The organism is Maritimimonas sp. 2405UD52-3 (genome assembly GCF_056591715.1).
The window spans coordinates 196,680-219,084 of the sequence record NZ_JBWQOL010000004.1 but is presented as its reverse complement, the minus strand read 5'-3'; the positions used below and the strand labels follow the sequence as shown (position 1 = coordinate 219,084).

The 22,405-nt window shown below is 34.0% G+C and carries 16 protein-coding genes; 10 read left to right on the top strand and 6 right to left on the bottom strand.

Translation table 11 applies throughout. The features are described from left to right. Positions 1–99: 99 nt before the first annotated feature. Entirely contained in the window at positions 100–1,527 is a 1,428-nt protein-coding gene (locus AC1EU5_RS11125) for a thrombospondin type 3 repeat-containing protein (protein ID WP_480192464.1), read from the bottom strand. A 108-nt stretch (positions 1,528–1,635) separates the two neighbouring features. On the opposite strand from AC1EU5_RS11125, the gene AC1EU5_RS11120 reads away from it, so the two are divergent. From AC1EU5_RS11120 to AC1EU5_RS11110, 3 genes are all read left to right on the top strand, one after another. Next, positions 1,636–2,145 (top strand): RNA polymerase sigma factor, encoded by a 510-nt coding sequence (locus AC1EU5_RS11120; RefSeq protein WP_480192463.1) that lies wholly within the window; start codon positions 1,636–1,638, stop codon positions 2,143–2,145. A 68-nt stretch (positions 2,146–2,213) separates the two neighbouring features. Continuing rightward, positions 2,214–3,143 carry a FecR family protein gene (locus tag AC1EU5_RS11115; protein ID WP_480192462.1) on the top strand — a complete coding sequence of 310 codons (930 nt, stop codon included), beginning with the start codon at positions 2,214–2,216 and terminating at the stop codon, positions 3,141–3,143. Positions 3,144–3,165: 22 nt separating this feature from the next. Beyond that, positions 3,166–5,652: a TonB-dependent receptor gene (locus AC1EU5_RS11110; protein WP_480192461.1), complete on the top strand. Its 2,487-nt coding sequence runs from the start codon at positions 3,166–3,168 to the stop codon at positions 5,650–5,652. A gap of 6 nt (positions 5,653–5,658) precedes the next feature. Here the strand turns inward: AC1EU5_RS11110 and AC1EU5_RS11105 are convergent, their stop codons facing one another. Next, a complete protein-coding gene (locus AC1EU5_RS11105; protein WP_480192460.1) occupies positions 5,659–7,716 on the bottom strand; it encodes an HD family phosphohydrolase in 2,058 nt (685 codons plus the stop codon). A gap of 168 nt (positions 7,717–7,884) precedes the next feature. Here AC1EU5_RS11105 and AC1EU5_RS11100 point away from each other — a divergent pair, with 168 nt between their 5' ends. Together AC1EU5_RS11100 and AC1EU5_RS11095 are read left to right on the top strand one after the other, a co-directional pair. Then, a complete protein-coding gene (locus AC1EU5_RS11100; RefSeq protein WP_480192459.1) occupies positions 7,885–9,060 on the top strand; it encodes an acetyl-CoA C-acyltransferase in 1,176 nt (391 codons plus the stop codon). Positions 9,061–9,068: 8 nt separating this feature from the next. Beyond that, entirely contained in the window at positions 9,069–9,842 is a 774-nt protein-coding gene (locus AC1EU5_RS11095) for a C40 family peptidase (protein ID WP_480192458.1), read from the top strand. 51 nt (positions 9,843–9,893) lie between these two features. Here AC1EU5_RS11095 and AC1EU5_RS11090 read toward each other — a convergent pair whose 3' ends face one another. Continuing rightward, the gene (locus AC1EU5_RS11090; protein ID WP_480192457.1) at positions 9,894–11,171 is read right to left on the bottom strand and encodes a tetratricopeptide repeat protein; all 1,278 of its coding nucleotides are present in this window, start codon (positions 11,169–11,171) and stop codon (positions 9,894–9,896) included. A gap of 17 nt (positions 11,172–11,188) precedes the next feature. Then, complete coding sequence (gene gyrA, locus AC1EU5_RS11085; protein ID WP_480192456.1) at positions 11,189–13,708, bottom strand: DNA gyrase subunit A; 2,520 nt, start codon at positions 13,706–13,708, stop codon at positions 11,189–11,191. A gap of 223 nt (positions 13,709–13,931) precedes the next feature. Between gyrA and AC1EU5_RS11080 the strand changes: the two genes are divergently transcribed. The 3 genes from AC1EU5_RS11080 to AC1EU5_RS11070 all read left to right on the top strand — a co-directional run bounded on the left by AC1EU5_RS11080 (position 13,932) and on the right by AC1EU5_RS11070 (position 17,474). Then, positions 13,932–16,484 carry an ATP-dependent Clp protease ATP-binding subunit gene (locus tag AC1EU5_RS11080; protein WP_480192455.1) on the top strand — a complete coding sequence of 851 codons (2,553 nt, stop codon included), beginning with the start codon at positions 13,932–13,934 and terminating at the stop codon, positions 16,482–16,484. Between the two features lie 170 nt (positions 16,485–16,654). Beyond that, positions 16,655–17,110 (top strand): YybH family protein, encoded by a 456-nt coding sequence (locus tag AC1EU5_RS11075; RefSeq protein WP_480192454.1) that lies wholly within the window; start codon positions 16,655–16,657, stop codon positions 17,108–17,110. A 67-nt stretch (positions 17,111–17,177) separates the two neighbouring features. After that, positions 17,178–17,474: a hypothetical protein gene (locus AC1EU5_RS11070; protein ID WP_480192453.1), complete on the top strand. Its 297-nt coding sequence runs from the start codon at positions 17,178–17,180 to the stop codon at positions 17,472–17,474. Positions 17,475–17,483: 9 nt separating this feature from the next. On the opposite strand, the gene hutH is transcribed toward AC1EU5_RS11070, so the two are convergent. Beyond that, on the bottom strand, positions 17,484–18,992 hold the full coding sequence (hutH, locus tag AC1EU5_RS11065; protein WP_480192452.1) for a histidine ammonia-lyase: 1,509 nt from the start codon (positions 18,990–18,992) through the stop codon (positions 17,484–17,486). A 136-nt stretch (positions 18,993–19,128) separates the two neighbouring features. Between hutH and AC1EU5_RS11060 the strand changes: the two genes are divergently transcribed. Next, entirely contained in the window at positions 19,129–19,662 is a 534-nt protein-coding gene (locus AC1EU5_RS11060; RefSeq protein ID WP_480192451.1) for a TlpA family protein disulfide reductase, read from the top strand. 92 nt (positions 19,663–19,754) lie between these two features. Next, positions 19,755–20,777 carry a TlpA family protein disulfide reductase gene (locus tag AC1EU5_RS11055; protein ID WP_480192450.1) on the top strand — a complete coding sequence of 341 codons (1,023 nt, stop codon included), beginning with the start codon at positions 19,755–19,757 and terminating at the stop codon, positions 20,775–20,777. Between the two features lie 46 nt (positions 20,778–20,823). Here AC1EU5_RS11055 and AC1EU5_RS11050 read toward each other — a convergent pair whose 3' ends face one another. After that, complete coding sequence (locus AC1EU5_RS11050; RefSeq protein WP_480192449.1) at positions 20,824–22,404, bottom strand: NAD(P)H-hydrate dehydratase; 1,581 nt, start codon at positions 22,402–22,404, stop codon at positions 20,824–20,826. Position 22,405 lies beyond the last annotated feature (1 nt).

Below are 22,405 nucleotides of genomic sequence, written 5' to 3'. Positions count from 1 at the left end.
AAAATTCCTGAAAATCAGATTAGAATCTCAACTCTATACCAAAAAGAAAAAGCTACTCTCTAGAAAGTAGCTTTATATGTTTACCAAATTAGTATTTATCTAATTACAAGGCCCAATAGTTGCGCCAAGATCTAATTGCACTTGCAGCACATTGCAGTTTACATTGAGTGTCACTCCGTCTCGACAAATAATAACATTTGTATCACAATCACTATCACATGCAAAACCAATACCATCTCCATCGAAATCTTCTTGACCCGGATTTGGTGTTACCGGGCAGTTATCATTAATATCTAATATTCCATCCTTATCATCGTCATCTTCACAAGCATCTCCAATTCCATTACCATCTGTATCAACCTGACCCGGATTTGCATTAAACGGGCAATTATCAGATGCATCAGGAATACCATCATTGTCAGAGTCATCATCACAAACATCACCTACACCATCTCCATCAATATCTTCCTGACCCCGATTAACATTCAGCGGACAGTTGTCTAAAAGATCTATGATACCGTCATTGTCATTATCATCATCACATAAATCACCTATACCATCTCCATCAATATCTTGTTGATTCGCATTGGCCGTTAACGGACAGTTATCTGATACATCAGGAATACCGTCGTTATCATCATCATCATCACATAAATCACCTAAACCATCTCCATCATTATCATTTTGATCGGGGTCTACATCTATGGGGCATGTATCTTCTGCATTAGGTATACCATCATTATCAATATCAGGATCACAGGCATCGCCTATTCCGTCACTATCTAAATCATTTTGGTTAGCATCAGACACAAACGGACATATATCATTTTGATCTTCTATACCATCATTGTCAAAATCAAAATCATCATTCTCATCACAATTATCTTTTTCACGATTAATTAGATCTTCAAGATCAGTAATAGTATTTACTGGTATTTGAGAACCATCAGCTAAAATTAATCTGATAGGAAACTCAATACTTGGAACATCATTTACATTTAAAGTTAATGTAAAGTCATATAAATCTTTGTCATTCAGAAGTTCAAGATCAGAAATACGTTCAGTAATAGCATTAAAACTTCTTACTAAAACAGGATATGATAAATCTACACACTCTATATCTTCATCAGGTTGTCCTTCTCCATTACAATCATTAGCTTGCTCATTTAACTCAGTATCACTATTTATAACTAATTCAGAAAAATCTTCAAAAACAATGGTAACCGGAAAGTTTATTTGAAAGTCTTTATTGGATGCCAGTTCTATAATACTTAGATCATCATTAGTAGTAATTGTTTGATTTGCACCGTCTATTGTAATTGTAACTGGTAATTTTAAACTAAAACAATTCGCTCTATCCAATATATTATCTACAGAACCATCGTTTAAAGCAATACTTTTTAAATATCCAGCAATTACTGAATTAGTGCTTACTACTGAATCATTAGAAGATATGTCAACCACTTCTTCTTCTCTACAAGAAGATAACAAGAGAATGAAAATAAATATTCTCAATAAATGCCTCATGAATTGTATAACGTTACATATAATAAACAACTAAAGTATAAAATTTCCTGTACCAAAGATATTTTTTTTATTTTTAGGCACTTTTAATTCCAACCCACAATAGCTCATATGGCGGATAATGTATGCGAAGAAAAAGTATATGCTAATATTTATAACGATTATTGTAACGATTTACTAAACTTTCTCTATTACAAGTATGGAGATCAGTTTAACCCAACTGATAAAGTACAAGAGGCATTTATTAAATTGTGGAATAATTGTAAAGATGTGACTGTAGAAAAAGCCAAAGGCTTTGTCTTTATGGTTGCTAAAAACCTGGTATTAAATGAAATAAAGCATCAAAAAGTTGTTTTAAAGTACCAACAAACTAGCACTGCACTCGATTACACCAACGAATCTCCCGAGTTTTTGATGGAAGAAAGTGAGTTCTATCAAAAATATCAACGTGCTTTAGCAAAATTAAGTGAAGACCAACGTGTGGCTTTTTTACTCAATAAAGTTGAAGGAAAACGTCATAAGGAAATAGCTGAAATGCTTGGTGTAACGCGTAAAGTTGTTGAACATAGAATCTATTCTGCGTTCAAAATAATTAAGGAAGAAATAAAAGAATTAAAATAATTTAAAATTTTTTCGGGAATTTTTAAAAGTCAATTGTTTTTATAGCAAATAGCCGAACAAAATTAAAAATGAAAAAAGAAATATTAATACAAAAATGGCTGAATGACGAGCTCTCCCCTACAGAGTTAGATCAGTTTAAGTCGTTTGAGGATTTTGATCTTAATACAAAGATCATAGAGGGTGCTCAACGCTTTAAGGCTTCTAATTTCCATAAAATGGAAGATTTTGAGTCATTCAAAGCCAAGCTAAACACTGCTGATAAGCAGGAAAAGAAAGAAACTCGTGTTGTACAGTTAAATTCTTATAAACATTTGTACAGAATTGCCGCCATGTTGGTGGTTGCTTTAGGGTTGTACTTTACATTTTTTAATAACAACTCTCTTGAATCCGTTCAGACTTTAGCCAGTCAACAAACAAGTTTTGAGCTACCTGATGCATCATCTGTAGTTTTAAATGCTGCTTCTCAAGCAACCTATGATACTAAGAAGTGGTCAAAAAAACGTGAAATCAATTTAAGAGGTGAAGCTTATTTTAAAGTAGCTAAAGGTTCTAAGTTTGATGTAGTTACTGAAGACGGTACCATTAGCGTTTTAGGAACTGAGTTTACTGTAAATAGCCGAGGTAACTACCTTGAAGTTGAATGTTTTGAGGGTGTAGTAAGTGTAAAATCTGACACCAAAGAAGAAAAATTAACACAAGGCAAGACACTTAGAATTCAAAATGGCACACTTACACTTGACACTACCTATATAAGTGAACCAGAATGGTTGAAGAATATGAGTAGCTTTAAGAGTGCTCCTTTATTACAGGTACTCAAAGAGTTAGAAAGACAATACGGAATTGTTATTGAAACTTCCGAAGATATTGATATAAATCGTATGTTTACGGGTGGATTTGTACACAATAATTTAGATGAAGCTTTGTTATCTATTTGTGTACCTTTAGAATTAGCTCATAGAACAGATAGTAGAAATACGATCATCTTATCTAAAAAATAAATGTAAGAGGTATAAGTGCTTTTTGGCACTTATACTTTTTGCACTACATATTTTTTCTCAAGGTCTTTATGCTCAGGATACTTCAAAAGTATCTTTAAAAGAGGTTTTAACCGAATTACAGAAAAAACATGAATATCAGTTCTCTTATGCTGATGACGTCATTAAAGACATTTCTGTAACACCACCACCAGAAAATCTTTCATTTAGAGATAAAATTGATAATTTAAGTCAACAAACAGGCTTAGAATTCACTTTTTTAAGCAATAATTTTATTGCTATTAATGAGAAAGTAATTTCTCGTATTCTCTGTGGTACAATCCTAGACGATGAAACAAATTTAGCATTAGAAGGTGTTACCATTCAAGGAAAGAACTTTCAAACTGTTAGTGATGAAAATGGTTACTTTAGAATTGAGGTAAATTCATTACGCGAATATCTAACCATACGTTATTTAGGCTTCAAAACGCTTCAGAAGCCTGCTATGAATTTTAAGGAAGAAGAGTGCCCAACAATTTTATTAATACCTGATGTAGAGGCATTATCTGAAATTGTAATTACCAATTTCTTAATTAAAGGTATAGATAAGAGTATAGATGGCATTCTAAATATTGATTTTAAGGATTTTGAGATTCTACCAGGTGTAATAGAAACTGATGTATTGCAATCTATTCAGGAACTACCAGGAGTATTGAGTGTAAACGAAACCATTTCTGACATCAATATAAGAGGTGGCACCAATGATCAGAATCTTATTGTATGGGATGGTATTAAAATGTATCAAGCTGGACATTTTTTTGGCTTAATCTCAATTTTCAATCCTCTTATAACCGATAATGTATCAGTAATTAAGAATGGTACTAGCGCCGCTTTTTCAGATGGTGTTTCTGGTACTATAGAAATGAATACAGAGAAAAGATTAACCCCAAAGTTTAAAGGAAGCATTGGTGTTAATTTTGTGAATGCTGATGGTTTTGTTGACATTCCTTTATGGAATCAATCTTCAATTCAAATTTCTGCTAGAAAAGCCATTAGTGATTTAATTGAAACACCAACCTATAGGTCTTATTTTAATAGAATTGAGCAAGACACTGAAGTAGAAAGAATAGCAAACTCAAATATAGATTTTGACTTTTATGATACCACAGCCAGATGGTTATTTAAACCTTCAGAAAAAGACTTGCTGAGAGCCAATTTTATTTATGTAGATAATAAGCTTACTTTTTTTGAAAATCAAATCATTAATAATCAACCTATAGTCAAAGAAAGTGCTTTATTACAAAGTAGCTTAGCTGGAGGATTATTCTATGAAAGAAAATGGAGCGATGCTTTTAGAACTTCCATACAGCTTACCGAAATGGATTATTCATTAGAAGCTGAAAATATTGCCATACTTGAAGAATTGAATATCAAGCAAATTAATGGAATGGATGAAACCTCTGTTAAGTTAGATGCTTCTTATGAGGTTAATGATCTATTTAGATTATCAGGTGGGTATCAATTTAAGGAAACAGCGGCCACTAATTTAACGGATGTTGATGATCCTAGGTTTACCAGATTAGTAGTAGATGTATTAAAGGAACACGGTGGGTATGGACAGCTTAAGTATCGATCAAAAAATGAAAAATTAAACGTTATTGGTGGTGTTCGGTACAGTTATATAGATGAATTAGATAAAACGTATGTAGAACCCCGATTTACAGCTAACTATCAATTATCTGACGCCTTTAGTGTTGAAATATTGGCGGAACAAAAGCATCAGAGTACTACACAAATTATTAACTTTCAAAATGACTTCTTTGGTGTAGAAAAGCGTAGATGGTTTGTTGCAGATGATATAGATGTACCAGTAATGGAAAGTAATCAGTACTCGGCAGGTCTTAATTTTAATCAGAATGGGTTTATTGTAAATCTTGAATCCTATTTTAAGAACGTAGACGGAATTAGTTCAAGAAGTCAGAATTTTTTAAATCAATACATTTTTTCAGAAGCATTAGGTTCTTATGATGTTTTTGGAATTGATTTATTAGTCAATAAAAAATTCAAAAAAATAAATACATGGTTTAGCTACGCTTTTATGGATAATGAGTATGAATTTCAAGATTTTGAAGAAGTTAATTTTCCTAACAACTTAGAAATAGCTCATGCTATTGGGTTGGGTTCTGCTTATACAACAGATAAGTTAAATGTATCTCTGGGCCTTTCTTGGCATACCGGCATTCCTACTACGCTACCCAACCAAACAAATCCTATAATAAATGATCAAATAAACTATTTACCTGCAAATAGTAGCAATTTGGATGACTACTTTAGGATTAACACATCTGCTACTTACAAGATAAAGCTTTCAAAAAGGATAAATGCACAAGCAGGGTTGGCTATACTAAACGTTATTGATCGTCAAAATGATTTAAATACTTATTATTCTTTGAACGAAGATTCAGAAATAGTTGAAACTACTATTGATGCCCTACCCTTTACTGCTAACCTGAGTTTAAGAGTTAATTTTTAAACTCTTTTATTCAGGATATTCTATTCGTAAGTGGTAAATATTGTTCAATTTTTTCTTAATGACTTTTTTAATTGTTTCAATTTCTTTGAAAGTAATATCAGCATTCATAAACTGATTATTTTTCATCTGGGTAGAAACTATTTTTTCAATCAATTCATCAATTAATTGCGCTGTAGGCTCCTTTATACTTTTAGAAGCAGCTTCAGCAGCATCACACATCATTAAAATGGCAGTTTCTTTTGAAAATGGTATAGGCCCAGGGTAGGTAAAATCTTCAATATCTACATATTCAGGATTCAATTCTTTTTGTTTCATATAGAAGTAGTATACCTGACTCGTTCCATGGTGTGTTCTAATAAAATCGATAATTCTATCAGGTAAACCATTCTTTTTTGCCAACTCAATACCATGAATTACATGATTAATGATGATCTCTGCACTATCTTTAGGTGTAAGATCATTATGCGGATTTACATTGGTAGTTTGATTCTCAGTAAAATACATAGGGTTCAACATTTTACCAATATCATGGTACAAGGCTCCAGTTCTAGCTAGCATGGCATTAGCATTTATTTCAATAGCACAGGCCTCAGCAAGGTTAGCTACTTGCATAGAATGCTGAAAGGTGCCCGGTGCTTTTTCATTCAATTCCCTAAGTAATTTTGAATTAGTATTCGATAGTTCTAATAAGGAAACATCTGAAACCAAACCAAAAGTCTTTTCATAAATGAGAATTAACAGCAAGGATAAAAATGATAGCACTCCATTTAGAGCAAACAATCCAAAATATTCCCAATTCATTTTACTGGCATTACCCTCTTGAATTATAGAAAAAGCAAAATAAGCCACCATATAGACCAACGTGATTTTACTTATTGATATAAATAGATTTGCTCTTTTATAAAGCTCAGATATGGTAAGAACTGTAACAATACCGGCAATTATTTGCAAAAAGATAAACTCAAAGCTATTAGGCACTATAAACCCAAGCAGTAAGACAGTCAATACATGGGTAAATAAACCCAATCTGGCATCAAAGAATGCTTTAAGTACTATAGGCAATATAATTAACGGTACTACATATAAATAAGATACTCTATAACGTACTACAAACGTAACCAGCATTACCATCAATAGTATATTAAAAAATATGAAGGTAATTTTTGTATTGTTTTCAAAAACCCAAGGTCTATATTGCTTGATAAACAATAATAGCATTAATAAAGCCAAGGCTACTAAAATGATATACCCAAAAACAATCCAATTATAATTTGATTTACTCCACAACTGTGACTGATACTCATTTCTAAGTGAAACAAGTATTTCATATTTATTACCTTCAACCACATCTCCCTTAGAGATTATTCGTTCATTGGCTGAAACCAGCCCTTTGGTATATGATATCTTATTAAGCTCTTCATCAAGCACTTTTTGAGTAAATTCATTATCATAATACACATTAGGCTCTAGTACTTCATCATACACAGATTTGAAATACGGTTTCAAACGTTCATGATTACTGCTTCTAAAATGGTTATCAATTAAAGCATTCAACTCCTGTTGCGTGAAAAATTTATCAAAAATGAGTTGTCTGACTTCATTACCTGTTCTTAAATTGACCAATTGTTTTTTTGTAGCTCTATTAACATCATCATTTTCTAAATAACCCGACTTATAAATGGTGTTTAATAATTTTTCAGCGTGCCTAATAGCATTTCTTTTATTGGTACTAGTAAACACACTATCAGGTATATTTACAGCTATTTGTTGTGAAAAGTTTGATTTAGAACGTTGTTCTACGCTTTTGTTATATGAGAAATATAGTTGTTTATTAGCTTCTACAGTTTCCTTCTCCTCTTCTATTTCATCTTCAGATTTTTGGATTGCAAAATCAAAGGGAGCGTACAAATTATCTGATTGCCAAATCTTCCCTTTTTGTATATCCAATCCAAAATGCCCACTTTTTGGAAAAAGATATACAATAGCAAAGGCAGTAATGCTAAATAGAACTATCTTATAAATCAGCGAGTGATTCTGATAGAGCTTATTAATGAAGTCTTTCATTTACCGGCGCTTAGTTAGTCTCAAAACTACATAAATTTAACGTATAATAGTTGTAAAGATTATATAGTCTTCAAAAGCTCTGTTTTGGCAAAAATGGTTAAATTCGCAGCAACTTAATTAATCCAAATTTGACTTCATAAAATAAGTCAATTTATTACTTAAAATAGTATGAAAGAAGTAGTAATTGTGTCGGCCGTTAGAACACCTATAGGTAGTTTTATGGGTGCATTATCAGCTGTACCTGCCCCCAGACTTGGTGCTATAGCTATAAAAGGTGCTTTAAATAAAATTAATTTAGATCCTGAACATGTAGAAGAAGTATTAATGGGTAATGTTGTTCAAGCCGGTACTGGTCAAGCACCTGCTAGACAAGCTGCTATCTATGCAGGTATTCCTGATACAGTACCATGTACTACTGTAAATAAAGTTTGCGCTTCAGGAATGAAAGCTGTGATGCAAGGTGTTCAGGCAATTGCCTTAGGCGATGCAAATATTGTGGTTGCAGGAGGTATGGAAAATATGAGTCTAATTCCCCATTACTATCATGCTAGAAGTGCAACCAAGTTTGGTCCTGCAAAGATGGAAGACGGTATGCAAAAGGATGGTTTGGTTGATGTATATGATCAAACCGCTATGGGTGTTTGTGCGGATGCCTGCGCTGAAAAGTACGAATTTTCACGTGAAGAACAAGATGCATTTGCTATTCAATCATATGAAAGATCAGCGAAGGCGTGGTCTGATGGTAAATTTACCAATGAAATTGTACCCGTAGAGGTGCCTCAACGTAGAGGTGAGCCTATAATTGTTTCTGAAGATGAAGAGTATAAAAATGTAAAGATGGAAAAAATACCATCATTACGACCTGCATTTACCAAAGAAGGTACAGTTACAGCAGCAAATGCTTCAACTATAAATGATGGCGCCGGTGCTATGGTATTGATGTCTTCAGAAAAAGCAAAAGCATTAGGCTTAAAGCCTTTAGCAATAATAAAAAGTTATGCAGACGCTGCTCAGGAGCCTAAATGGTTTACAACAGCTCCCGCTAAGGCGTTACCAAAAGCCCTAGCAAAAGCAAATGTTACATTAGATGATATTGATTTCTTTGAATTTAATGAGGCTTTTTCTGTAGTTGGACTTGCCAATATGAAAATATTAGGACTTTCTGATAGAAATGTAAATGTAAATGGTGGTGCTGTTTCATTAGGACATCCATTAGGGTGTTCAGGTGTACGTATTCTAATCACTTTACTGAATGTTTTAGAGCAAAACAATGCTAAATTAGGTGCTGCTGCTATTTGTAACGGAGGTGGAGGAGCTAGTGCTGTTGTAATTGAAAGACTCTGATATAACTGATGCCATACGGAATTTGTAATTTAAGTGTCATTCCTTTAAGGATTGAACCCAGTGATAAAAGTGAAATGGTCTCACAAGTTTTATTTGGGGAACATTTTAAAGTCATAGAAAAGTCTAAACAATGGCGAAAAATCAGACTTGCTTATGATTTGTATGAAGGTTGGGTAGATGAAAAGCAGTTTCTTAAAATTTCTAAAGACTATTATAAAAAACTTGATAAAGATACTATAACCGTAACTACTCAATTAGTAGATTTTGTAACTAATGAATCTTCAAAGCAACTAATACCAGTTTCTTTAGGTGTTACACTTCCGTTCTACCAGAATAATTCTTTTGAAATTGATGGGGTTACTTACACAACTGACGCATCAATCATATCTGGCAAATTGTCTAAGAATACAATTGTAAAAACAGCTTTTTTATACTTAAACTCTCCTTATTTATGGGGAGGAAAAACACCTTTAGGAATCGATTGCTCTGGGCTGACCCAAATGGTGTATAAAGTAAACGGAGTACAATTATTACGTGATGCATCGCAGCAAGCTACTCAAGGCGAAGTATTAAGTTTTATTGAAGAGAGTGAACCAGGCGATTTAGCTTTTTTTGATAATAAAGATGGGGAGATCATTCATGTAGGAATTATTATGGCGAATAATTATATTATTCATGCTAGTGGTAAAGTTAGAATTGATCGTTTAGACCAGAGTGGTATTTTTAATGAGGAATTACGAAGACATACACACAAGTTACGTGTTATAAAAAAGATCATATAAAATTAAAAAACCCGCTCAAAAGCGGGTTTTTTATTATTTATAATAGATAATTTATCCTCTGGAAGCATCCCAGATTTCCTTCATTTCCTTAAACTTGTCATCCATACCAATATTTTCGTAAAGACTCATCAAAGTTCTTGCTATATCTACATCAGGCTTTCCATCTTTTTCTTTCTTAATAGAAAATGCTTTTTCATACACAGGAATTACTTCTTTATATAACTCAACTTGCTTCGCCTTAATAGCATCGTATTTTTTAAAGTTGCTCAAGTTATTGTTCATTTCTTCAACATATTCCTTATCCTTTTCTAACATAGCAGCCGCTAAGTTGATATAGGCATCTGTATACTTTTCATCTAACTCAATAGCCTTTTTATAATTAGCTTTCGCCTCTTCTAACTTACCTTGCTCAGCATTAATAACACCTACATTAAAATGTAAAGATGGATTATTTGGATCTCTTTCAATAGCCTCTTTCATTAAAACAGCAAATTCATCTTTCTTATCTAGTTTTAGCAACAAATTAGCTTCAGTCATTAATAAGTTCGTATCACTAGGGTCAGCTTCTCTCGCTTCTTTTACTGCAGCAATAGCATTTTCTACTTCACCTTTTTCAACTAAAACATAGGCTATATTTTTTATAATGCCCGCCTTTTTTGATTCAGAAACTTCTGTTTTAGGCTCTTTATATTGCTTAGATTTTACCATCAAGTCTTGTTGTACTTTAGATCCTAAATCCTCACGTTCACCAGTTTCAACATTTACAGCGGTGTATTTGGTTGTAATACCTGTATAACCTAAGTCTTTTAACGTGGTAAAATGCTTAAACGCATTATCATAATCTTTATCTAAATAAGCAGCATTTGCAGCATACTCTAAAAATGCCGTATCCTTAGGACTCAATAAATATGTTTGATACATAGATTCCTTAGCATTCTTATAATCTTTAGCTTGGTATTCTTTGATACCTTTATTAGATACGTCACCAATCAATTGCTGTAACATAGGCTGTGCTTCTGCAGTGTACTTTTTCTTACCAGATTGTTTTTCAAAATCCATTAAATCTTGAAATGACTTAGCAGCAGTTTGATAAGCTTCAGCATTTGCAGGATTCTTTTTAGCCATATCATAGTAAGTCTTAGCCTTTAAAAAGTAGAATTTAGCTTTATATTTATCTTCAAGCTTACCTTCTGCTTGTTCAATCGCAGATTTAGCAGCAGCAGCATCACCGCCTTTCAATGCTTTCTCAGCGACTTTTAATTCGTCTTTTTGTGCATATACAGACAATCCTAAAGACATTGCCATCAGCACTAGTACTAGTTTTTTCATTTTTTAGTTTTAATTAATTATTCTTGATTGTTTGTTGTTTGTTCTGACTGGTCATTTTCAATTTCCGTGCCATTTTCTAAATTCTCGCCTTCTTCATCTTCCTCATGCATTACTTTGGCAACGGCAGCAATAGAATCATCGCCCTTAATATTAATTAAGCGTACACCTTGTGTGGCACGTCCCATTACACGTAAATCAGCTACTGCCATACGAATTGTAATGCCTGATTTATTAATGATCATAAGATCATCTTCATCAGTTACATTCTTTATGGCCACTAAATTACCTGTTTTTTCTGTAACATTAATAGTCTTTACACCCTTTCCTCCTCTATTGGTAATTCTATAATCATCAAGAGAAGAACGTTTACCATATCCATTTTCAGAGACTACTAATATATTACTCTCCATATCATTCACAGAAATCATTCCTATAACCTCGTCTTGATCATTAGCTAAGGTGATGCCTCGAACACCGGAAGCATTTCTACCCATTGGTCTTGTCTTTGCTTCTTCAAAACGAATAGCCTTACCTGATTTTACAGCAATCATGATCTGACTATTTCCATCTGTTAACTTGGCTTCAAGTAATTCATCACCTTCTTTAATGGTAATAGCATTGATACCATTTGTTCGTGGTCTAGAATATTGCTCTAAAGATGTTTTCTTGGTTTGACCTTTCTTGGTCACCATGATTACATAATTGTTATTGATGTACTCTTCATCTTTAAGGTCCTGTGTGCATATAAAGGCTTTTACCTTATCGTCTTGCTCAATATTAATCAGGTTTTGAATAGCTCTACCTTTAGATGTCTTATTTCCTTCAGGTATTTCATACACACGCATCCAGAATACTTTACCTTTTTGGGTAAAGAATAACATATATTGATGATTTGTAGCTACAAATAGATGCTCTAGAAAGTCTTCATTCCGTGTAGCAACACCTTTTTGACCACGTCCGCCTCTATTTTGAACTTTATATTCATCTAGGTTGGTTCTTTTAATATAACCTGCATGAGAAATGGTTACTACTACTTTAGAATCAGGAATCATATCTTCAATACTCATATCTCCACCTGCGTATTCAATTACTGATCTACGCTCATCACCATATTTTTCTTTAATTTGTAATAATTCCTCCTTGATGATAGACATTCTACGTGATTCATCAGCTAGTATATCTTTGAGGTCTTCAATCAACTTCATAATCTCCTCATATTCAGCTCTTAGTTTATCTTGTTCTAAACCAGTAAGCTGACGTAACCTCATTTCAACTATTGCTTTAGCTTGAATTTCTGACAATTCAAAACGTTTTATCAACACTTCGCGAGCTTCATCTGCATTGGCAGAAGCACGTATTAATTTAATTACTTCATCAATATTGTCTGATGCAATAATCAACCCTTCTAAAATATGTGCCCTGGCTTCTGCTTTTGCTAATTCGTATTTTGTTCTACGAACTACTACATCATGTCTATGGTTTACAAAGTGCTTGATTAAATCTTTCAGATTTAACATTTCTGGTCTACCATTAACCAATGCAATATTGTTAACACTAAACGATGTCTGAAGTGCTGTATATTTAAATAACTTATTTAAAACAATATTTGGTATTGCGTCACGCTTCAATACATATACCAAACGGCGCCCTTTCCTACTCGTCTCATCTCTCAATGAAGCAATACCTTCTATTTTCTTATCATTAACTAAATCAGCCGTTTTTTTCATTAAATCAGCACCATTTACTTGAAAAGGTAACTCCGTAACGACAATACACTCTCTACCATTAATCTCTTCGAAAACAGTTTTTGCACGCATTACAATCCGACCACGACCTGTATGAAAAGCATCTTTTACGCCATCGTATCCATAAATAGTGCCTCCCGTAGGAAAATCAGGTGCTTTGATGTGTTGCATCAACTCATCAATTTCAATAGCATTATTATCTATATATGCAACCGTACCATCTACCACCTCAGAAAGATTATGTGGTGCCATGTTGGTGGCCATACCAACGGCTATACCAGAAGCACCATTAACCAATAAACTTGGTATCCTGGTAGGTAAGACTGTAGGTTCTTGTAAAGTATCATCAAAATTCAGGCGATGATCTACAGTATCCTTTTCAATATCAGCCAACATTTCTTCTGATATCTTTCGCATACGAACCTCAGTATAACGCATTGCTGCAGGACTATCGCCATCTGGGGAACCAAAATTCCCTTGTCCATCTACCATTTCATAGCGCATACTCCAATCTTGAGCCATACGCACCATAGCATCATATACAGATGTATCACCATGAGGGTGATACTTACCTAATACTTCTCCAACTACTCTTGCCGACTTTTTATGTGCACCTGTGGCTCGTATTCCTAACTCATGCATACCAAACAACACCCTTCTGTGAACAGGTTTAAGGCCATCTCTTACATCTGGTAATGCTCTAGATACAATCACAGACATTGAATAATCAATGTATGATGACTTCATTTCATCTTCTATTGCAATAGGAATTAACTTTTCACCTTCTGCCATATAATTTTCTTTTGGTTTTACTCGTTTTTATAATCGGAGCAATTTACAATAAATACACCTTTTAAAAAGCAAAAAAAGCGTGTTTTATTAACAGTTTTTATTAACAATTAACACCAGTAAATATGCTGTTTTACATGACATTACGTCACTGTTAATAGATGGGCATAACTTTTGTAATGAATATTAAAAAATTCTACTAATTTTACGACAATAAATACGATATATGGACGATAATTTTTCACCAAAAGTAAAAGATGTAATTGCCTACAGTAAAGAAGAAGCCCTTAGATTGGGGCATGACTTTATTGGAACTGAGCATCTTATGTTGGGATTACTTCGCAAAGCTAATGGCGAAGCAATAGATATATTGACGGCCCTTGATGTTGATCTGGAGATGTTGAGAAAGAAGATAGAAGGGCTAAGTCCGGCAAATTCCCAAGCTATTGATGGCAACGACAAGAAAAGCCTTCACCTTACAAAACAAGCCGAAAAAGCATTAAAAACAACATTTTTAGAAGCAAAACTATACAAGAGTAAAGCCGTAAGTACTGCGCACTTATTACTTTGTGTGCTCAGAAACGAAAATGATCCTACTACTAAGCTGCTGAACAGATTTGATATTGATTATGATGAAGTGAAGAACGTATTCAGTCAGTTATTCTTAGATGATGACATTGAGATTTCCCCAAAGGCGGAGACTGATGATGATTTTGATACTCCAAAACAAAATCCGTTTGAAGGCGGTGATGGTGGAGGAACTCAACGAAGTAAGGCCAGTAAAAAATCAAAAACACCTGTTCTCGATAATTTTGGACGCGATTTAACGGCTTTAGCCGAAGAAGGTAAGCTTGACCCTGTTGTTGGTCGTCAAAAAGAAATAGAGCGCATCTCACAAATTTTAAGTAGGAGAAAGAAGAACAATCCTATTTTAATTGGTGAGCCAGGAGTTGGTAAATCAGCAATTGCGGAAGGGTTGGCATTACGTATTATACAGCGTAAAGTATCAAGAATACTCTTTAATAAACGTATTGTTTCTTTAGACCTTGCTAGTTTGGTAGCTGGTACTAAATACCGCGGTCAGTTTGAAGAACGAATGAAGGCATTGATGAATGAGTTAGAAAAGAATGATGATATTATCTTATTCATAGATGAGATTCATACCATTGTTGGTGCCGGTGGCGCTACAGGATCATTAGATGCTTCAAATATGTTCAAGCCTGCATTAGCACGTGGCGAAATTCAATGTATTGGTGCGACCACTTTGGATGAATTTAGACAGAATATTGAAAAAGATGGTGCTTTAGAGCGTCGTTTCCAAAAGGTAATGGTAGAGCCAACATCTGTTGAAGAAACCATTCAGATTCTGAATAATATCAAAGATAAATACGAAGATCACCATAACGTAACTTTTACAGATGAGGCAATTGAAGCATGTGTGAAGCTTACGAATCGTTACATGACAGATAGATTCTTACCAGACAAAGCGATCGATGCTTTAGACGAAGCCGGTTCAAGAATTCATATTACTAACATTGTTGTACCCAAACAAGTACTTGAACTAGAAAAGCAACTAGAGGAAGTTAGAGAGCTTAAAAACAGCGTAGTAAAGAGTCAAAAATATGAAGAGGCAGCTCGACTTCGTGATGATGAAAAACGTATAGAAAAAGATTTGGCCGCTGCTCAAAAAGCCTGGGAAGATCAGTCGAAATTACATAAGGAAACAGTGACCGAAGATAATGTAGCAGAAGTAGTTTCTATGATGACCGGTATTCCTGTAAATAGAATTGCTGAAGCAGAAAGTGCACGCCTAGCCGATCTTCATAATTTAATTAAAGGCAAAGTTATTGGTCAAGACGAAGCCGTTTCAAAAGTAGTAAAAGCCATTCAGCGTAATAGAGTTGGATTGAAAGATCCTAATAAGCCAATCGGTTCGTTTATTTTCTTAGGTCAAACCGGCGTTGGTAAAACGCAATTGGCAAAAGTATTGGCAAGAGAGTTATTTGACTCTCAAGATGCTTTAGTACGCATAGATATGAGCGAATACATGGAAAAATTTGCCATTTCTCGTTTAATTGGTGCACCTCCCGGATATGTAGGTTATGAAGAAGGTGGTCAATTAACTGAAAAGATTCGTCGTAAACCATATTCTGTTGTGCTTCTAGATGAGATAGAAAAAGCGCATCCTGATGTATTTAATATGCTCTTGCAGATACTTGATGACGGTTATATTACGGATAGTTTAGGAAGAAAGATAGACTTTAGACATACAATTATCATTATGACCTCCAATATTGGAGCGCGTCAATTGAAGGACTTTGGTACTGGTGTTGGTTTTGGCACGGCTTCTAAAAAAGAGCAGGCAGATGCTATGGCAAAAAGCGTAATAGAAAATGCATTAAAGAAAAGCTTTGCGCCGGAATTCTTAAATAGAATTGATGATGTAATTGTCTTCAATCCTTTGGAGAAAGAAGACATTCATAAGATCATTGATATTGAGTTAGAGAAGTTATTAGAGCGTATTGATGGACTTGGTTATACCTTAAATTTAAGCGATAAAGCTAAAGATTATATAGCCGATAAAGGTTTTGACAAGCAATATGGTGCGCGTCCACTTAAGAGAGCAATTCAAAAGTATATTGAAGATGCCTTGGCGGAAGAGATTGTAAGCTCTAAACTCAAAGAGAACGATACGATCTTTATGGATCTAGATCAGGAAAAAGAAGAACTCACCATTAAGATTAAAAAGGCAAAGAAAGCCACAGAAGAAAAAGAATAAATCACTTCCCTCCTTTTTAGGAGGGATTTTTTTACATTTATGTCATTTCCGGCAAGACAGGAATCTAGACTGAACTGCAAAAACTGGATTCCTGCATTCGCAGGAATGACAAATCAACAGTTACATATTTTGAGATATAGATTAAAAATAAGGCCTTACAAATTTGATAGATGAATAGTATCCTTAAAATTTTATTTCTTTCGATTATATTATTTTCTTGTGCTAAAGATAAAGTCAATATCAACCAAGAAAAACAACTGATCAAATCAACTTTAATAGATATGTGGGATGCTATTGAAAAAGGAGATATGAAGCGCTACGCATCTCACGTACATAAAGACTTTACGCAATTTGGAGAATACAACTCCGTATTGCGTTCTGGCAAGGAAGCAGAACTAAAAGGAATTAAAGCGTGGGTTGAAAGTTCTACACCTATTCATACCGAAATGCATGATCCTAAGGTTACCATAAACGGAAACACTGCTTTCATTACTTATTATTGGTCAGATAGTGGTTCCACCAACGGAACACCTTTTGCTACACGAGGAAAGTCCACCAGAATCTTTGTAAAAGAAAATGGAAAATGGCTATGTATCCATGGTCATTATACTTTGGTTGAAGATTAAGCAAAGAAAATGTTGTTTTCTTTTTTGTATATTGAACCTTGAAAATTAGCGAGTAAACCCCAAATAAATGAGCGCTCATAAATCCCTTCAAGAGAGAATTGTACAAGAAATTGAAAGTACATATAATTCAATATCTGAATATAAAAAACATGCGCAAGCTCATGCAAGTTTGAGTAGCGGCGCTTATATAACTACAACAAAGCGCAGAGTTGAAGTTATTGAACATAAATTAAAAGCATTAAAGATGATGTTGGCACGCATTGATAATGAAGAATATGCTACCTGCCAAAAATGTCAAAAGCCTATTGCGTTTAATAGAGTAACTTCTAGAAGACCACCTCAGCTTTGTAAAAACTGTGGCTAAGTCACTTTATTAAAATAATTCTTCCGAATCTATTACCAAATACTGAATAAATTCAAGCGAAGCTTGTATATCATCATGCAATACTTCATCCTCTTCAATAAATTCAACATCTTGACGATACGCTTGTATAAATGACTCTATAAATGGTGACGATTTTAAAGGTTTTCTAAATTCCAGTGCTTGAGCTGCATTTAATAATTCAATTGCTAATATAGTTTCTAAGTTATCTACCACTCTTTTTGCTTTTGTGGCAGCATTAGCACCCATACTTACATGATCTTCTTGCCCGTTACTAGAAACAATAGAATCAACAGAAGCCGGTGTTGCCAGTTGTTTGTTCTGACTCACAATACTGGCAGCAGTATACTGAGGGATCATAAACCCTGAGTTCAATCCCGGATTTGATACCAAAAACGCTGGTAAACCTCTCAACCCTGAAACTAATTGAAATGTTCTGCGTTCAGAAATATTTCCTAATTCAGACATGGCAATTGCCAAATAGTCAAATGCTAAAGCCAACGGTTGCCCATGAAAATTACCGCCCGATATAATGGCATCTTCATGTGTAAAAATATTAGGATTATCAGTCACAGAGTTAATCTCTGTCTCAAACGTTTTTCGCGCAAATTCCAAGGTGTCTAAACTAGCACCATGCACCTGAGGCATACACCTGAAAGAATAAGGATCTTGCACATGGTTCTTCTTTTGCGATATGATTTCACTGTCATCCAGAAATTCTTTGATACGCTTCGCCACTTCTAGCTGTCCGTTATGCGGGCGAATTAAATGAATTAACTCATTAAAAGGCTCTATACGTCCGTTAAAAGCATCCAATGAAATAGCGCCAATTAAATCTGACAAATAGGATAACTTAAAAGCCTTCAACAAGATATGAACGCCATAAGCACTCATAAACTGTGTTCCATTTAATAATGCTAAACCTTCTTTTGATTGTAATGCTATTTTTTGCCAACCAAACTTTTCTAGTACTTCTTCACCAGAAAATCGTTCTCCTTGATACACTACCTCACCCTTTCCAATTAATGGCAGAGCCAAATGTGCCAAAGGTGCCAAATCACCTGAAGCTCCTAAAGAGCCCTGCGTATAAATTACAGGATAAATATCTTTATTATAAAAGTCAATTAACTTATTTACAGTAGTTAACTGAACCCCAGAAAAACCATAACTTAAGGATTGAGTTTTAAAAAGAAGCATCAACTTCACAATCTCATGGGGTACCTCATCACCAGTACCGCATGCATGCGACATAACCAGGTTTTCTTGAAGTAAAGTAAGGTTTTCAGAAGATATTTTAACATTATGAAGCGCACCAAACCCAGTGTTTATGCCATAAATTGGTCTATCACTCTCAGAAATTTTTTGATCTAAGTAGTTTCTGCTTTGTTCAATTTTTTTTACAGCTGTATCCGACAACTTTATTTTTTTATTTTCAGACACAATACTCACTATATCAGATAGATATAGTTTATTAGCATCTATAAAATGTACATTTTTCATTTAGTCAATTAGCTAATCAAAGGTCAACAAATCTAGGAATTTTGCCAATAAAATTGTTATATAAGTAGATGGTATATAATATTTTGAAAATATTACGTTAATATTAATAGGCTAAACCAAATTAAATCAGCTAATTATGACAAGTTTGAGAAATTTTTTACTACTTATTGTAGTAATTGCAACTCTCTCCTTCACCATCAGTAAAGAAGTTACTAAAAACAATGAGAAATCATTGATTTCCGCTGGTAAATTGTCTCCAGATTTTTCTTTTGAAGATATAAATGGCGACCTTCTGAACCTAAAAAACTTTAGTGGTAAATATACCTACATTGACATTTGGGCAACTTGGTGTGAACCTTGTAAAGAAGAAATATCATACTTAAAAGATATCCAAAACACGTATACCGACAATATTCAGTTTGTGAGTATCTCAGTAGATTACAAGAAAGATACTGATAAGTGGAAAGCTTTTATCAATAAAGAACAGCTTCAGGGAACACATTTGATTGCTGATAAGGATTGGTATTCTAATTTTATTAGAGCTTATAATATTACTACCATCCCAAGGTTTATCTTAATAGATCCTGAAGGAAAAATAGTAGATGCCTACGCTCCACGTCCTTCTCAAAAGCAATTAACCTCACTTTTTCAGGAGCTTCAAATTAAATAATTTTATTGCTGTAAGGTTTAATGAACTATTATGTCTTAATGTGCATTAAGATGTAATTATTCTATATTTTTGTATTCTATTAAACCTATACGATGAAGAAATTATTCATGTCGATTCTGGTGTTTACAGCAATCGTATCCTGTAAAAAAAATGAAACTGTTTCAACAGATTTTGTCACCCTTTCGGGGACAATCACAAATCCTAAAGTAAAAGAAATCATTATTGCCAATCCTTCATTTGAGAAAACTATTGGTATTGATGAACAAGGCAATTTTAAGGATACCTTAAAAGTTGAAGATGGTTTCTATATGTTTAAAAACGGTGATCAAAATGTGGTTGTTCAATTGAAGAATGGATACAATATTAATGTTGAATATGACGCCAACGATTTGGTAAAAACCATTCAATTTTCAGGCTTAGGTGCAGGTTCTAATAACTATTTTGCTGATAAATTACGTCTTCAAGAAGATGGTGAGTTTATGAACTTTAATGAATATTTCATTCTTGAGAAACCTGAATTCGATAAAAAAGTAGCTTCATTGAGTAATACATTAGATGGTCTTTTAGCTAATGGCCAGGATTTAGACTCTACTATTATAGAGAACGAAAAGAAATCAAATCAACAACTAGTCAACTTTTTGAATTCTAACTATGCTTCAAAACATGACTTACTGATTACACTTGGCAAAGGAAAACCTTCACCAAAATTTAATTATCCAGATATTCAAGGTAAGAACGTTTCTTTAGATGAATTAAAAGGAAAGTACGTATATATTGATGTTTGGGCTACCTGGTGTGGACCCTGTAAACGTGAAATTCCTTATTTAAAAGATTTAGAGCATAAGTATGAGAATAAGAACATTGCTTTTGTAGGTTTATCTATAGATAAACAAGAGCATAAGGATAGGTGGAAAACAATGGTAAAAGAACGTGGACTGAGTGGTTATCAAATATTAGCAGATAGCGACTGGAACTCAAAGTTTGTTACTGACTATAGAATCACAGGTATACCACGATTTATTTTGATAGATCCTCAAGGAAATATCGTTTCTGCTGACGCTCCTAGACCTTCTGAACCTAGGTTAGAAGAATTATTTGAGTCGTTGAATATCTAGATCATTGTACCACTTAAAAAGTGTAGAACGTCACTTTTAGTGATTTCTAAGCTTTTGTATTAACCTGATGAGCATCTGACTTTTGTGCTTCTTGCTCTTGGGAATTTTGCGCAGGTGGTACTTCTTTTTGTAACAAATGTTTAAATGCATCTGGCAAGTAATTTATAATATGAGATGCTGTAAACGTTTCAAGCACTTCATTTTCCATAGCCAACTCAGCTGTTTTACCATGCAAATAAACTCCTAGTATGGCAGCTTCAAAAGAACCATAGCCTTGAGCTATTAAACCTGTAATAATACCTGTTAGTACATCGCCACTGCCTCCTGTGGCCAGTCCCGGATTTCCTGTTGTATTGAAATAAAGAACACCCTCATGGGCAATAGCTGTATACGCTCCTTTAAGAACTACAACTAATTTATATTTGGAAGATATTTCTCTTAGCTTAGAGAGTCTATCAAAATCATTTTTACAGACCCCAACCAAACGTTCAAATTCTTTAGGGTGTGGTGTTAACACAGATCCTTCTGGTATCAATTTTAATAAGCTCTTTTTCTTAGCTAATAAATTAATTCCATCTGCATCTATTACCAAAGGTTTTTTATTTTCTTTTAAAAATTTAGCAAAACCATTTGCTGTTTTTGTAGTAGTGCCTAATCCTACTCCCATTCCAACAACGGTAGCATCAACTTTTGAATTGAAATTTTGTATTTCTGTTTCAGCGTCGGTTTCTACCATCGCTTCTGGAATAGTAGATTGTAGTATAGCATAACCACATTTAGGTATATACGCTGTTACCAATCCACTACCAACAGCAAACGCAGCTTTGGTAGCTAATGAAACAGCACCTATCTTGCCATAGCTTCCACCTATAATTAAAGAATGTCCAAAATCACCTTTATGCGAAAACTTTTTTCTGAATTTATAAAATGGAATCAGATTTTGCTTTCCAACTAAATGAGTAGTTGCTTCAACATTATATAAATATTCAGGATCTAAACCAATATCAATGATATCCCAAGTATTAATGAATTCATTGTTTTCTGGTAACAAAAATGCCAGTTTAGGTGTTTGAAATGTAAGTGTATGATATGCCCTTACCACAGCTTCTCTATCTATTATTGATTTTTCAGCATACATTCCTGAGGGCACATCTACAGAAAGTACATATGCATTAGAAGCATTTATATGTTGAATCACTTCTTTGAGCACATCTTCAGGCGGTCTTGTTAAACCTAAGCCAAAAATGGCATCTATGATCATCATATCTTTATGAAGCTCGGGTAACTCAGTTTTACAAGTAATCATTTCTGGCCAAACACCCAACTCCTTTAAACGCTCATAATTAATCAAGAAATCTTGAGAACGCTTATTACTACAATTTACCACAAAAACCTGCACATTATATCCATGCTGCTTTAAATGGCGACCAATAACTAAGCCATCACCACCATTATTACCAGTACCACAGAATACACAAATAGGTATGGTATTACCTTGAAGTCTATTGTGAATCCATTGAAAGCATAATGTTGCTGCACGCTCCATGAGATCAGCTGACGTCATATTACCTTTTTCAATGGTAATTTTATCAGCTTCATAAAGCTGTGCTGTAGAAAGAATCTTCATA

Bases quoted from the DNA above. Each gene is read 5' to 3' on its own strand.
- AC1EU5_RS11090 (WP_480192457.1), bottom strand. From the start codon at position 11,171: ATGAAAAAACTAGTACTAGTGCTGATGGCAATGTCTTTAGGATTGTCT.
- AC1EU5_RS11105 (WP_480192460.1), bottom strand. From the start codon at position 7,716: ATGAAAGACTTCATTAATAAGCTCTATCAGAATCACTCGCTGATTTAT.
- AC1EU5_RS11050 (WP_480192449.1), bottom strand. From the start codon at position 22,404: ATGAAGATTCTTTCTACAGCACAGCTTTATGAAGCTGATAAAATTACC.
- AC1EU5_RS11115 (WP_480192462.1), top strand. From the start codon at position 2,214: ATGAAAAAAGAAATATTAATACAAAAATGGCTGAATGACGAGCTCTCC.
- AC1EU5_RS11120 (WP_480192463.1), top strand. From the start codon at position 1,636: ATGGCGGATAATGTATGCGAAGAAAAAGTATATGCTAATATTTATAAC.
- AC1EU5_RS11075 (WP_480192454.1), top strand. From the start codon at position 16,655: ATGAATAGTATCCTTAAAATTTTATTTCTTTCGATTATATTATTTTCT.
- AC1EU5_RS11080 (WP_480192455.1), top strand. From the start codon at position 13,932: ATGGACGATAATTTTTCACCAAAAGTAAAAGATGTAATTGCCTACAGT.
- AC1EU5_RS11060 (WP_480192451.1), top strand. From the start codon at position 19,129: ATGACAAGTTTGAGAAATTTTTTACTACTTATTGTAGTAATTGCAACT.
- AC1EU5_RS11055 (WP_480192450.1), top strand. From the start codon at position 19,755: ATGAAGAAATTATTCATGTCGATTCTGGTGTTTACAGCAATCGTATCC.
- AC1EU5_RS11125 (WP_480192464.1), bottom strand. From the start codon at position 1,527: ATGAGGCATTTATTGAGAATATTTATTTTCATTCTCTTGTTATCTTCT.
- AC1EU5_RS11100 (WP_480192459.1), top strand. From the start codon at position 7,885: ATGAAAGAAGTAGTAATTGTGTCGGCCGTTAGAACACCTATAGGTAGT.
- hutH (WP_480192452.1), bottom strand. From the start codon at position 18,992: ATGAAAAATGTACATTTTATAGATGCTAATAAACTATATCTATCTGAT.
- gyrA (WP_480192456.1), bottom strand. From the start codon at position 13,708: ATGGCAGAAGGTGAAAAGTTAATTCCTATTGCAATAGAAGATGAAATG.
- AC1EU5_RS11070 (WP_480192453.1), top strand. From the start codon at position 17,178: ATGAGCGCTCATAAATCCCTTCAAGAGAGAATTGTACAAGAAATTGAA.
- AC1EU5_RS11095 (WP_480192458.1), top strand. From the start codon at position 9,069: ATGCCATACGGAATTTGTAATTTAAGTGTCATTCCTTTAAGGATTGAA.